The organism is Pseudomonas sp. IT-P171 (assembly GCF_949767765.1).
In the GTDB taxonomy this organism is placed as follows: Bacteria; Pseudomonadota; Gammaproteobacteria; order Pseudomonadales; family Pseudomonadaceae; genus Aquipseudomonas; species Aquipseudomonas fluorescens_B.
In genome coordinates, this window is record NZ_CATKQN010000022.1 from 95,056 (window position 1) to 107,621 (window position 12,566).

The window sequence follows — 12,566 nt, forward strand, 5'->3', positions numbered from 1 at the left end:
GGTGTCGCATGATCCCCAGAACCTTGTTCAGTCCCGAGCACGAACTTTTTCGCGACAGCGTGCGAACGTTCCTCGAAAAAGAGGCCGTGCCGTTTCATGGGCAGTGGGAGAAACAGGGCTATATCGATCGCCAACTCTGGAACAAGGCGGGGGAGGCGGGGATGTTGTGTTCTCATTTGCCGGAAGAGTACGGCGGGCTGGGAGCTGATTTTCTCTACAGTGCGGTGGTGATCGAAGAAGTGGGGCGTCTGGGCCTGACCGGCATCGGTTTTTCCCTGCATTCGGACATCGTCGCGCCATACATCCTGCATTACGGCAGCGAAGCGCTGAAACACAAATACCTGCCGAAACTGGTGTCTGGCGAGATGGTTACGGCGATTGCCATGACCGAGCCGGGCGCGGGTTCCGACTTGCAAGGGGTGAAAACCACCGCGGTGCTTGATGGCGACGAATACGTGATCAACGGTTCGAAGACCTTTATCACCAACGGCTATCTCGCGGACCTGGTGATTGTCGTGGCCAAGACCGATCCGAAGGCGGGCGCGAAGGGCACCAGTCTGTTTCTGGTCGAGGCCGACACGCCCGGCTTTGCCAAGGGCAAGCGCCTGGAGAAAGTCGGCATGAAGGCGCAGGACACGTCGGAGCTGTTTTTCCAGGACGTTCGGGTGCCCAAGGAAAACCTGCTGGGGCAGGCCGGGATGGGCTTCGCGTATCTGATGCAGGAATTGCCGCAGGAGCGTCTGACGGTCGCAGTGGGCGGATTGGCGTCGGCTGAGGCTGCGCTGCAATGGACGCTGGAGTACACCCGCGAGCGCAAGGCGTTCGGCAAGGCGATTGCCGACTTCCAGAACACCCGATTCAAGCTGGCGGAAATGGCGACCGAAATTCAGATTGGCCGGGTCTTCGTCGATCGCTGCCTGGAGTTGCACCTGCAAGGCAAACTCGATGTGCCGACGGCGGCGATGGCCAAGTATTGGGGCACGGACCTGCAGTGCAAGGTGCTCGACGAGTGCGTGCAGTTGCATGGCGGCTACGGGTTCATGTGGGAATACCCGATTGCGCGTGCGTGGGCGGATGCGCGGGTGCAGCGGATCTATGCCGGCACCAACGAGATCATGAAGGAGATTATTGCGCGGTCGCTTTGAATCTCTGTGATGGGTGAAAAGATCGCAACCTGCGGCAGCTCCTGCAGGGTGTACGTCAATCCCATGCAGGAGCTGCCGAAGGCTGCGATTTTTTCTTTGGCGCTACAATTTACGGCGCGGGATTCGGGTGATCCTTGTGAATCGCCTCAATCCCCGCAAGCACTTCGTCGGATAGTTTCAGCTCGAAACTGGCGATATTGCTGTCCAGCTGTTCCAGCGTCGTCGCGCCGATGATGTTGCTGGTCACGAACGGTTGCTGCGTCACGAACGCCAGCGCCATTTGCGCCGGGTCCAGGCCGTGCTCACGGGCCAGTGCGACATAACGGCTGCACGCTGCTTCCGACTGCGGATTGAAATAGCGGCTGAAGCGACTGTAGAGACTCAGGCGGCCCTTCGGCGGACGCGCGCCACCTTCGTACTTGCCCGACAGAAAGCCGAACGCCAGTGGCGAATAGGCGAGCAGGCCGCACTGTTCGCGGATGGCGATTTCCGCCAGGCCGACTTCGAAACTGCGGTTGAGCAGGTTGTACGGGTTCTGGATCGACACCGCACGTGGCCAGCCACGGGCTTCGGCCAGCGCCAGGAAACGCATGGTGCCCCACGGCGTTTCATTGGACAGGCCGATGTGGCGGATCTTGCCGGCCTTGACCTGTTCGTCCAGCGCTTCGAGGGTGTCCTCCAGCGGCGTCAGGTTGGCTTCGATTTTGTGTTTGTAGCCCAGTTGACCGAAGAAATTGGTGCTGCGCTCCGGCCAGTGCAACTGATAGAGGTCGATGTAATCGGTTTGCAGGCGCTTGAGGCTGGCATCCACCGCTTCGGTGATGTGCTGGCGGTTGTGGCGCAGGTTTTTGTCGCGGATGTAGTCGATGGTGTTGCCGGGGCCGGCGATCTTGCTGGCCAGGATCCAGTCGGCACGATCGCCGCGGCTTTTGAAGTAATTGCCGATGTAGCGCTCGGTGGTGGCATAGGTATCGGCCTTCGGCGGCACCGGGTACATCTCGGCAGTGTCGATGAAATTGATCCCGGCACTCTTGGCCCGTTCAATCTGTGCGAAGGCTTCAGCCTCGCTGTTTTGCTCGCCCCAGGTCATGGTCCCGAGGCAGATGGCGCTCACGTTCAGATTGGTTCGGCCTAGCTGTCGATAGTCCATCGGGTGCTCCTTGGGCAAAACAATCATAAAAGCAGGTTGAAATATTTTTCGCAATCTGCATAATTGCGCACCTCTTTCTGCAGTGGAAGTGATGCGCCGCCGCCGAAGAATCTTGCCGTTGAACGGACGCGCCGACCCGAGCCCCCGAAAGCGTCTGTATCCGGCTGCCTTTGACTTGTCAAAGTACGCACTATTCAGTAAGATCCGCCGTCTAATTTACAGGGCGGCCCCTGAGGCTATAAAGAATGAAAACTTTTACTGCTAAACCGGAAACAGTACAGCGCGACTGGTTTGTCGTCGACGCTGCAGGTCAGACCCTGGGTCGTCTGGCCACCGAAATCGCGAGCCGTCTGCGTGGCAAGCATAAAGCTGAGTACACTCCTCACGTTGACACTGGCGATTACATCGTCGTTATCAATGCCGAGCAGATTCGTGTAACCGGTGCTAAAACCACCGACAAAATCTACTACTCCCACTCCGGTTTCCCGGGCGGCATCAAGTCGATCAACTTCGAAAAGCTGATCGCTAAAGCCCCTGAGCGCGTGATCGAGACCGCGGTCAAAGGCATGCTGCCTAAGAACCCGCTGGGTCGCGACATGTATCGTAAGCTGAAAGTCTATGCGGGCGCTGTACACCCTCATACTGCTCAGCAGCCCCAAGAACTGAAGTTTTAACGGAATAGTTCATTATGTCGGCGACTCAAAATTACGGCACTGGCCGTCGCAAGACCGCAACCGCACGCGTTTTCCTGCGTCCGGGCACTGGTAACATCTCCATCAACAACCGTTCGCTGGATAATTTCTTCGGCCGCGAAACTGCCCGCATGGTAGTTCGTCAGCCGCTGGAATTGACTGAGACTGTCGAGAAGTTCGACATCTACGTCACCGTGATCGGCGGTGGTGTAAGTGGTCAAGCTGGCGCAATCCGCCACGGTATCACTCGCGCTCTGATGGACTACGACGAAACTCTGCGCGGTGCTCTGCGCAAAGCCGGCTTCGTAACCCGTGACGCACGTGAAGTTGAACGTAAGAAAGTCGGTCTGCGTAAAGCGCGTAAGCGTCCGCAGTACTCGAAGCGTTAATTCGCTTTCGCGTTCAAAAAGAACGCCCAGTTTCCTCGCGAAGCTGGGCGTTTTTTTATGGGCGCGATTTATCAAAGAATTGCTCTGTGACAACTTGCCACAGCCGTAGAGCCCCTATACTGCAAGGCTTGGCAGTGGAGCCCTTCGGTAATTACCTTGTCAGAATTGGGGCTTTTCATTACCATTCGGCAAAATTTTTATAAGTACATAGTTTTACTTAGTAGATGCCTGATTTAACAGGCCACAAAGCTGATGGGAGAGGACTGAATGAGCAATGACGGCGTGAATGCAGGCCGGCGTCGCTTCTTGGTAGCAGCCACATCCGTGGTGGGTGCTGCAGGAGCGGTGGGGGCTGCGGTCCCGTTCGTGGGGTCATGGTTTCCCAGTGCCAAGGCGAAAGCCGCAGGTGCACCGGTGAAAGTGAATGTCAGCAAAATCGAGCCAGGCCAGCAGATGATTGCTGAGTGGCGCGGTCAGCCGGTGTTCATCGTCCGCCGTACCGAGGAAATCCTGGGGAATCTGAAAAAGATCGAGGGCCAGCTGTCTGACCCTACCTCTAAGAACTCGACTCAACCGACTTATGTCGACCCGGAAACGCGTTCGATCAAGCCAGAGGTTCTGCTGCTGATCGGTATCTGCACACACCTGGGTTGCTCGCCGACCTTCCGTCCAGAAGTGGCGCCCGCGGATCTGGGCAAGGATTGGGTAGGTGGTTATTTCTGCCCTTGCCACGGTTCCCACTACGATTTGGCTGGCCGCGTCTACAAGTCGCAACCTGCGCCTTTGAACCTGCCAGTTCCCCCGCATTCCTATGAGACCGATGACATCATTGTCATTGGCGTCGATACGGAGAAAGCGTGATGAGCAAGTTCATGGATTGGGTTGATGCGCGCTTTCCCGCGACCAAGATGTGGGAAGACCATCTCAGCAAGTACTACGCCCCGAAGAACTTCAACTTCTTCTATTTCTTTGGCTCCCTGGCACTGCTCGTTCTGGTCAACCAGATCGTCACCGGTGTCTGGCTGACCATGAGCTACACCCCGTCGGCGGAAGAAGCCTTTGCCTCCGTCGAATACATCATGCGCGACGTCGAGTACGGCTCGATCCTGCGTATGTTGCACGCCGTCGGCGCTTCGATGTTCTTTATCGTGGTGTATCTGCACATGTTCCGTGGCTTGCTCTACGGTTCGTACCAGAAGCCGCGTGAGCTGGTGTGGGTCTTCGGCATGCTGATTTACCTGGCGCTGATGGCTGAGGCCTTCATGGGTTATCTGCTGCCGTGGGGTCAGATGTCCTACTGGGGCGCCCAGGTGATTATCTCGCTGTTCGGTGCGATCCCGGTCATCGGTAACGACCTGACCCAGTGGATCCGTGGTGACTACCTGATTTCCGGTATCACCCTGAACCGCTTCTTTGCCCTGCACGTTGTTGCCCTGCCGATCGTGATTCTCGGTCTGGTGGTGCTGCACGTTCTGGCGTTGCACGAAGTCGGTTCGAACAACCCTGACGGCGTCGACATCAAGAAACACAAAGACGAAAACGGCGTACCGCTGGACGGCATTGCCTTCCACCCGTACTACACCGTGAAAGATATCGTCGGCGTGGTGGTGTTCCTGTTTATCTTCTGCTCGATCGTGTTCTTCTTCCCGGAAATGGGCGGCTACTTCCTCGAGAAGCCGAACTTTGAAGTGGCGAACGCCTTCAAGACCCCTGAGCACATCGCTCCGGTCTGGTACTTCACACCGTTCTACGCGATTCTGCGGGCGGTTCCGGACAAGCTCCTGGGCGTTATCGCCATGGGCGCAGCCATCGCTGTGCTGTTCGTCCTGCCGTGGCTGGATCGCAGCCCCGTCAAGTCGATGCGCTACAAAGGCTGGCTGAGCAAAATCTGGCTGGTGGTGTTCTGCATTTCGTTCGTGATCCTCGGCATTCTGGGTGTTCTGGCTCCGACGCCGGGTCGTACGCTGCTGTCGCAGGTATGTACCTTCCTGTACTTCGCCTACTTCATTCTGATGCCGTTCTACACCAGGCTCGAGAAGACCAAACCGGTTCCGGAAAGGGTGACTGGCTGATGAAAAAGCTATTTGCGGTATTGATGCTCACTGCACTGCCAGTGTTTGCTTTCGCAGCAGGACAAGCGGGCCCGGCGCTGGAAAAAGTCGACATCGACGTTTCCGATAAAGCTGCCATGCAGGACGGCGCACGTACGTTCGCCAACTATTGCATGGGCTGCCACAGCGCCAAGTTCCAACGCTACGAGCGTGTTGCCGACGATCTGGGTATTCCTCACGATCTGATGTTGTCGAAGCTGGTGTTCACCGGCGCCAAGATTGGCGACCACATGAGCATCGGCATGCAGCCGGCTGACGCCAAGACCTGGTTCGGTGCTGCACCGCCCGACCTGACCCTGGTGGCTCGTGTTCGCGGTACGGACTGGCTCTACGGTTACCTGAAGTCGTTCTACGAAGACCCGACGCGTCCTTGGGGCGTGAACAACAAGGTCTTCCCGAACGTGGGTATGCCGAACGTCCTGGTGGGCCTGCAAGGTCGTCAGGTCGTCGGTTGCAAACAGGTCCAGATCGTCGAGGACGGCAAGAAGCAATATGATCCGCTGACCGGTACCGCGCTGACTCATGAAGCGTGCGATCAGCTGACCATTGTGCCGAAGAGCGGTGCTCTGACCGAAGAGCAGTTCGATGAGAAGGTCAAGAATCTGGTAACCTTCCTCGCTTACTCGGCTAACCCGGTTAAGCTGGAGCATCAGCGCATCGGTACCTATGTGTTGCTGTACCTGGCGTTCTTCTTTGTATTCGCCTACTTGCTCAAGCGCGAATACTGGAAAGATGTGCACTGATAAAGTTTCAAGCAATTGCTGTTAATCGCGCGCGCCCCAGGGCGTCTCTGAAAATGTAACGAGTCTGGTCATCCAGGCGTTACGGGAGGCGCCCTCTGGGCGCGCGCGTTTTTTCCGCTTCCGATAATTTCAACAAGCGAGGAGGACCGCCATGGGCGTGACCAATCGGTTGGCCTGTTACTCCGACCCCGCCGACCACTATTCCCACCGAGTGCGTATCGTACTTGCAGAGAAGGGTGTCAGCGCCGAGATCATTTATGTGGAAGCTGGCCGCCAGCCGCCTAAACTGATTGAGGTGAACCCTTACGGAAGCCTGCCCACCCTGGTCGATCGTGACCTGGCGTTGTGGGAGTCGACCGTGGTGATGGAATATCTGGATGAGCGTTACCCGCATCCGCCTTTACTGCCGGTTTATCCAGTGGCGCGTGCCAACAGCCGTTTGCTGATTCATCGTATTCAGCGTGACTGGTGTGGTCTGGTGGATCTGATCCTGGATTCGCGGACCAAGGAAGCAGCTCGCGTGGTGGCTCGTAAAGAGCTGCGCGAAAGCCTGACTGGCGTGTCGCCGCTTTTCGCCGACAAGCCGTTTTTCCTCAGCGAGGAACAAAGTCTGGTGGATTGCTGCCTATTGCCAATACTCTGGCGCTTGCCGATTCTAGGTATTGAACTGCCGCGGCCTGCCAAGCCGCTGCTTGATTATATGGAGCGCTCGTTTGCGCGTGAGGCTTTCCAGGCGAGTCTGTCTGGTGTCGAACGCGATATGCGCTAAGGCTTAAGGAGCCGCTATGAACTCCAGTCGACCTTATCTGGTCCGCGCGCTCTACGAGTGGATTGTGGACAACGATTGCACCCCGCACATGCTGGTCAACTCCGAATATCCGTCGGTGCAGGTGCCACAAGGTTTCGCCAGTGACGGACAGATTGTCCTGAACGTTTCGCCGGCCGCCGTGCGCCATTTGCACATGGACAACGAAGCGGTCAGCTTCGAAGGGCGCTTCGGTGGCGTGCCGCATACTCTGTACGTGCCTATCGCATCGATCCTGGGCATTTACGCCCGGGAGAACGGTCAGGGCATGGTGTTTGATCTGGAATCGCCTATGGAAGACGAGGAAGAGATTGAGCCGGATGATGATCTTCCGCCACCCGACAGTGAGCCGCCGCGTCCCAGCGGTCGACCCAGTTTGAAAGTGGTGAAGTAATAAAAAAGGCGATCCGAGAGGATCGCCTTTTTTATTACTTCACCATTTTCAAACCGTAGGAGCTGCCGAAGGCTGCGATCTTTTGATTTTGCTTTTAACCACGATCAGAAGATCGCAGCCTCGTTTCGCTCGATAGCTCGTACAGTGTCAGTCGATGTACTCAAACAACTTCACAATCTTCTGCACCCCGGAAACACCCTGCACCAGATTGGTCGCCTGAGCCGCTTCCTGTTTGGTCAGCAGGCCCAGCAAGTAAACGATACCGTTCTCGGTGACAACCTTGATGCGCGAGCCCGGAATGTTCGGATCTGTGAGCATCTGGGTCTTGATCTTGGAGGTCAGCCAGGTGTCGTTCTGGCGGGCAAGGAAGCCAGAGGGCGGCAGCACCTGCAGTTCGTTATGTACCGTTTTCACGCGCTGGACAGCGGCGGCGGCCTGTTCGGCCTTGGCCTTGAGATCTGCGCGTGGGGTTTGGCCGGCGAGCAGCACGACACCGTTGAAGCTGGTGACGACGATGTGCGAATCGTTGTCCAGGGCTGGATCGGCCTTGGCGATGTTCACGCCGACCTTGGTGTCGATCAGAGAGTCGTCGATCTTGCTGCCCAAGGTGCGCGTGCCGCGGTCATCATCGATCGGTGCTTCACGGCTGGCGTTAACCACCGAGGTGCAGCCGCTGATGCCAAGGCACAGAGTCAAGGCCAGAAGGCCTAGGCGATTAGGGGTCATTCTTCACTCCCGAACAGTTGGCTGTCGATCAAGTCGCAAAGGCAATGGATCGCCAGCAGGTGGACTTCCTGAATACGTGCGGTGACGTTGGCCGGTACGCGAATCTCGACGTCCTCGGGCAACAGCAGCGACGCCATGCCGCCGCCATCGCGACCGGTCAATGCTACGACAATCATTTCGCGATCATGTGCGGCCTGGATCGCTTGAATTATGTTTGCCGAGTTGCCGCTGGTGGAAATCGCCAGCAATACGTCGCCCGGCTGGCCGAGCGCGCGGATTTGCTTGGAGAAGATTTCGTTGTAGCTGTAGTCGTTGGCGATCGAGGTGATCGTCGAACTGTCGGTGGTCAGCGCAATAGCCGGCAGGCTCGGGCGCTCGCGTTCGAAGCGGTTGAGCAGCTCGGACGAGAAATGCTGGGCGTCGCCGGCGGAGCCGCCGTTGCCGCAGGACAGCATTTTGCCTTCGTTGAGCAGGGCGTTGACCATCACCTGGCTGGCTTGCTCGATGTGCGGTGCAAGTACGTCCATCGCCATTTGCTTGGTGTCGATACTGGCCTGAAAAAGCTGGCGAATTCGGGATTGCATGTCCATCTGTGTGACCTTAATTAGCGCGGCTACTCGGCACATGAATGTGCAGCCCGCAAAGCAAAGAGCAAAATTGTTGGGTGAAAGTGTCCGTTTCGGGACGCACGCGATCAGCTGTCGAAGGCATTCTGCAGCCAGTTCAACTGATCGTGGTTGCTGTCGATGGCGACCACGTCGAAACGGCAAGGGGAATTGGCCCAACGCGACTCGCGCTGAAGAAAATACTGCGCGGCAACAATCAGTTTCTGCCGTTTGCGCTCATCGATGCTATCGAGCGCGCCACCCCATTGAGTGTTTTTTCTGTAGCGAACTTCAACGAATACTACTGTATCGCCATCAAGCATGACCAGATCAAGCTCGCCGCGTTTACACAACCAGTTCTGCGCCAGCAGGCGCAGACCCTGTTGTTGAAGATGCTCGAGCGCGTGGCGCTCGGCATCTTTACCGCTTTGCTGGCGTGACCTGTCAGGCATCAGCGCGGGGTGTCCGGCAGGCGTTGAACCTGGCCGTTGACGAACTGGGCCCATGGCAACTGGCGCACCACGCGTTGGTTCTGAGTCATGCCCAGGCTGCCCGATTGGCCTTCGATGCGGCTGTCCGGCAGTGCCTTGAGTTGCCCCAGGCGTGGAGCCAGGCGATAGGCATCGACGCCCATCGCATACAGGCGGCCCAGGCTGCCGCCGGCTTGTGGCCATTGTGCAGTCACTTGTTTGCGCAGTGGATCATTGGCATCCAGCAGCCATGGGGTTTCGCAGAAACGAACGCCATTCATGTCGTTGTACTGGTTGGCGTCGCCGCTGGCGCTGAACACGTGGGACGTGGCGTACACCGGCACATCGCCAGCGTACTGGAAGTTCAAGGTCGGCTTGATCTGCTGGGCCTGCTGAGGTGTGGCGGCCAGGAAGATGAACTCGATGTCCTGACGGCGCGACGGCTGGGCGGCTACCTGCGAACCAACAGTGCTTTGCAGGCTCTTGGCGCGGCCTTCGCTCTGGCGCAGCTGGAACATGTCGGCAATCTGCTGGGCCAGTTGCACCGGCTGGTCTACACGTTCGGTGGCAATGATGCTGCCGCCGTTGGCTTGCCAATCCTGGCTGAACGCTCTCAGTACGCGATCGCCCCATTCGCCTTTCGGCACCATGATGGCGGCGCGATGCAGGCCGTCGGCGCGAGCGCGACGAGACACTTCGCGCGCTTCGTCTTCAGCGGCAAGACCGAACTGGAACAGCTGCGCCGGGCCTTGTTCGCCTTCGCTGTAATTCAGCGCCAGGGTCGTGATCGGCAGCTGCGGACGAGCGCTGAGCTGTTTGACCAGCGGCTTTTCCAGCGGCCCGACGACCAGTTGCACGCCATCGGCCTGAGCCTTGCGATAGAACTCGTCGAGGGAGGTCAGGCGCGAGCTGTCATAGAACTCGATGGCTGGCGGTTTCTGACCGGCTTGTTGAGCCTGGTAATGAGCCGCCATGAAACCTTCGCGAAGCGCTTTGCCGACGGTTGCCAGCGGGCCGTCTTGCGGCAACAGCAGGGCGATCTTGCTCAGGGGCTGGCTGGCCAGTTCCTTGAGCCTGGTCAGTGGCAGGGGCAACTGGGCGGCGGCCGGGTGTTTAGGGTTCTGGGCGCGCCAGGTGTCGATCGCGGCTTGCTGCTGCTCCAGGGTGCCAGCGGTTTTCACCGCCAGCGCCAGGCCCATCCAGCCACCGAGGTCGTCGTTGGTGGTCGGTTGCAGTTGATCGGTTGGCAGCGAGGCGATCAGGGTCCAGATCGCTTCGTGGTTTTTGCTTGCCGCTTCACCGCTCAGCATCGGCGCGATGAAAATACGCTCCCGTGCGGCGGCGAGGGTCTGGCCATCGGCTTCAAGGGCGCGGGCATGCACGGTGCCAGTGCGAACCTGTTGTTCGACAGGCAATTCGCCCAGGCGCTGCAGGCTCGGGTGGCTCAAGGCCGTCAGCGCAGCTTTCGGCTGATTGCGCGTCATGGCCAGTTCAGCCGCCAGGGTGCTGGCAAATACCTGTTGGCCAGGCTTGAGTTGTTCGACCGGCACTTGTTGCAGGATTTGCGCGGACTGGCCGGCATTGCCCTGGCGATAAGCCAGGTCTGCCGCACTCAAGCGAAGCAGGGCAGCTTGCTCCGGTGTTTTGCTTTTGGCGGCCTGATCGAGCAGTTGCTCGATGCTGGCATCCGGGGTCCGTGGAAGTTCGCCAAGGCTGGAAGAGGGCGAGCTGGCGCAAGCCGCCAGCAAGGCAGCGAGGCAGAGGGCAGTGAACAGCCGCAGGCAAGCGATCATGTAGTGTTCCTGATACTCGATCAAATTAGCGTGGAATTGTACCCAAGCACTGGCCGGGGCGCGATGTTGCTGGCGTGAATCGATCAATTTAGCTCGTACAAATGTTGCAGCACTGCACAAATGGCTGAAAAAACCGGGCTTGCTTGCGCGTATCGAAAGCATCGCTACGCGCTACAATGGCGGCTTTTACCGATCATGAGGTGTGCGCTTTGACTGCTCCAGGTGCTTTGAATTCCGCTGCTGGCTCGCTTTATGTGGTGGCGACGCCCATCGGCAACCTGGACGACATCAGCGCGCGCGCGCTGAAGATCCTGCGCGAAGTGGCCTTGATCGCCGCCGAAGACACGCGTCACTCCCAGCGATTGATGCAGCACTTCGGCATTCCTACGCCGCTGGCAGCCTGCCATGAACACAATGAGCGGGATGAAGGTAGCCGCTTTATTACCCGCCTGCTCGCTGGCGACGATGTGGCGCTGATTTCCGATGCCGGGACGCCGCTGATTTCCGATCCGGGTTATCACCTGGTGCGTCAGGCTCGCGCGGCGGGAATCAACGTGGTGCCGGTTCCGGGCGCCTGTGCATTGATCGCGGCGCTGTCTGCGGCGGGTCTGCCTTCGGATCGTTTTATCTTCGAAGGCTTCCTGCCGGCGAAGGCTGTCGGTCGTCGTGCCCGTCTTGAACTGCTTAAAGAAGAGCCGCGTACGCTGATTTTCTACGAGGCCCCACACCGCATCCTTGAATGCCTGCAAGACATGGAGCTGGTTTTTGGCCCGGAGCGTCCGGCGTTGCTGGCGCGGGAGCTGACCAAAACCTTCGAAACCCTCAAAGGCCTGCCCTTGGCCGAGCTGCGCGAGTTCGTCGAGTCGGACAGCAATCAGCAGCGCGGTGAGTGCGTGGTGCTGGTCGCGGGCTGGTCGGCCCCCGAAACCGAGGACGCCGTCAGCAGTGAAGCCATGCGCATTCTCAATCTGTTGCTCGAAGAGATGCCGCTCAAGCGTGCCGCAGCCTTGGCGGCGCAAATTACCGGCGAGCGCAAGAATGTTCTGTATCAGGTGGCGCTGGATAAACAGAAGGGCGAGTAAAACCCGACGTGCAGGCGTGGCTGAAGGCGTTTAACGCTTGTTCTTCGGCCGCTCTGCCGTTAACCTTCGCGGCGGAGAGTCGATCGGACAGTCGCTGCCTTCTATGAAAATTAGGGGGGGGAGGAAAGTCCGGGCTCCATAGGGCGAAGTGCCAGGTAATGCCTGGGAGGCGTGAGCCTACGGAAAGTGCCACAGAAAATAACCGCCTAAGCGCTTCGGCGCCGGTAAGGGTGAAAAGGTGCGGTAAGAGCGCACCGCACGTCTGGCAACAGTTCGTGGCTAGGTAAACCCCACTTGGAGCAAGACCAAATAGGGTCCCAAGGCGTGGCCCGCGCTGGGACCGGGTAGGTTGCTAAAGATGTCCAGTGATGGCCATCGTAGACGAATGACTGTTCAAGACAGAACCCGGCTTACAGATCGACTCTCCACCTTTTTTCCTCCCTGCTTGAATCATTGAGCAG

At 58.3% G+C, this 12,566-nt stretch carries 14 protein-coding genes and 1 other RNA gene; 10 read left to right on the forward strand and 5 right to left on the reverse strand.

The window, feature by feature from the left end:
* The first annotated feature begins 8 nt into the window (after window positions 1-8).
* Window positions 9-1,145 (forward strand): acyl-CoA dehydrogenase family protein, encoded by a 1,137-nt coding sequence (locus ACM6I5_RS15490; protein WP_017340699.1) that lies wholly within the window; start codon window positions 9-11, stop codon window positions 1,143-1,145.
* A gap of 109 nt (window positions 1,146-1,254) precedes the next feature.
* Here the strand turns inward: ACM6I5_RS15490 and ACM6I5_RS15495 are convergent, their stop codons facing one another.
* Window positions 1,255-2,295: an NADP(H)-dependent aldo-keto reductase gene (locus tag ACM6I5_RS15495; protein ID WP_017340698.1), complete on the reverse strand. Its 1,041-nt coding sequence runs from the start codon at window positions 2,293-2,295 to the stop codon at window positions 1,255-1,257.
* 245 nt (window positions 2,296-2,540) lie between these two features.
* Between ACM6I5_RS15495 and rplM the strand changes: the two genes are divergently transcribed.
* The 7 genes from rplM to ACM6I5_RS15530 all read left to right on the forward strand — a co-directional run bounded on the left by rplM (window position 2,541) and on the right by ACM6I5_RS15530 (window position 7,429).
* Complete coding sequence (rplM, locus tag ACM6I5_RS15500) at window positions 2,541-2,969, forward strand: 50S ribosomal protein L13 (RefSeq protein WP_007905295.1); 429 nt, start codon at window positions 2,541-2,543, stop codon at window positions 2,967-2,969.
* 14 nt (window positions 2,970-2,983) lie between these two features.
* Window positions 2,984-3,376: a 30S ribosomal protein S9 gene (gene rpsI / locus ACM6I5_RS15505; RefSeq protein ID WP_003205364.1), complete on the forward strand. Its 393-nt coding sequence runs from the start codon at window positions 2,984-2,986 to the stop codon at window positions 3,374-3,376.
* 267 nt (window positions 3,377-3,643) lie between these two features.
* Complete coding sequence (petA, locus tag ACM6I5_RS15510) at window positions 3,644-4,237, forward strand: ubiquinol-cytochrome c reductase iron-sulfur subunit (protein WP_007905300.1); 594 nt, start codon at window positions 3,644-3,646, stop codon at window positions 4,235-4,237.
* Window positions 4,237-5,448, forward strand: coding sequence for a cytochrome b (locus ACM6I5_RS15515; protein ID WP_017340697.1), 1,212 nt, complete (start codon window positions 4,237-4,239; stop codon window positions 5,446-5,448). The genes petA and ACM6I5_RS15515 overlap by 1 nt, the downstream gene beginning before the upstream one ends.
* Window positions 5,448-6,230, forward strand: coding sequence for a cytochrome c1 (locus ACM6I5_RS15520; protein WP_017340696.1), 783 nt, complete (start codon window positions 5,448-5,450; stop codon window positions 6,228-6,230). The genes ACM6I5_RS15515 and ACM6I5_RS15520 overlap by 1 nt, the downstream gene beginning before the upstream one ends.
* A gap of 151 nt (window positions 6,231-6,381) precedes the next feature.
* On the forward strand, window positions 6,382-6,999 hold the full coding sequence (locus ACM6I5_RS15525; RefSeq protein ID WP_007905304.1) for a glutathione S-transferase N-terminal domain-containing protein: 618 nt from the start codon (window positions 6,382-6,384) through the stop codon (window positions 6,997-6,999).
* Between the two features lie 16 nt (window positions 7,000-7,015).
* Window positions 7,016-7,429: a ClpXP protease specificity-enhancing factor gene (locus ACM6I5_RS15530; RefSeq protein ID WP_008037283.1), complete on the forward strand. Its 414-nt coding sequence runs from the start codon at window positions 7,016-7,018 to the stop codon at window positions 7,427-7,429.
* A gap of 147 nt (window positions 7,430-7,576) precedes the next feature.
* On the opposite strand, the gene ACM6I5_RS15535 is transcribed toward ACM6I5_RS15530, so the two are convergent.
* From ACM6I5_RS15535 to ACM6I5_RS15550, 4 genes are all read right to left on the reverse strand, one after another.
* Window positions 7,577-8,155, reverse strand: coding sequence for a BON domain-containing protein (locus tag ACM6I5_RS15535; RefSeq protein WP_008025960.1), 579 nt, complete (start codon window positions 8,153-8,155; stop codon window positions 7,577-7,579).
* Window positions 8,152-8,745 carry a phosphoheptose isomerase gene (locus tag ACM6I5_RS15540; protein ID WP_008025961.1) on the reverse strand — a complete coding sequence of 198 codons (594 nt, stop codon included), beginning with the start codon at window positions 8,743-8,745 and terminating at the stop codon, window positions 8,152-8,154. The genes ACM6I5_RS15535 and ACM6I5_RS15540 overlap by 4 nt, the downstream gene beginning before the upstream one ends.
* A 104-nt stretch (window positions 8,746-8,849) precedes the next feature.
* Entirely contained in the window at window positions 8,850-9,212 is a 363-nt protein-coding gene (locus ACM6I5_RS15545) for a YraN family protein (RefSeq protein ID WP_017340695.1), read from the reverse strand.
* Window positions 9,212-11,023 carry a penicillin-binding protein activator gene (locus tag ACM6I5_RS15550; protein WP_414884185.1) on the reverse strand — a complete coding sequence of 604 codons (1,812 nt, stop codon included), beginning with the start codon at window positions 11,021-11,023 and terminating at the stop codon, window positions 9,212-9,214. The genes ACM6I5_RS15545 and ACM6I5_RS15550 overlap by 1 nt, the downstream gene beginning before the upstream one ends.
* A 176-nt stretch (window positions 11,024-11,199) precedes the next feature.
* On the opposite strand from ACM6I5_RS15550, the gene rsmI reads away from it, so the two are divergent.
* Window positions 11,200-12,105: a 16S rRNA (cytidine(1402)-2'-O)-methyltransferase gene (gene rsmI, locus ACM6I5_RS15555; RefSeq protein WP_017340693.1), complete on the forward strand. Its 906-nt coding sequence runs from the start codon at window positions 11,200-11,202 to the stop codon at window positions 12,103-12,105.
* Window positions 12,106-12,180: 75 nt separating this feature from the next.
* Window positions 12,181-12,534: RNase P RNA component class A (rnpB, locus tag ACM6I5_RS15560), an RNA gene on the forward strand.
* Window positions 12,535-12,566 lie beyond the last annotated feature (32 nt).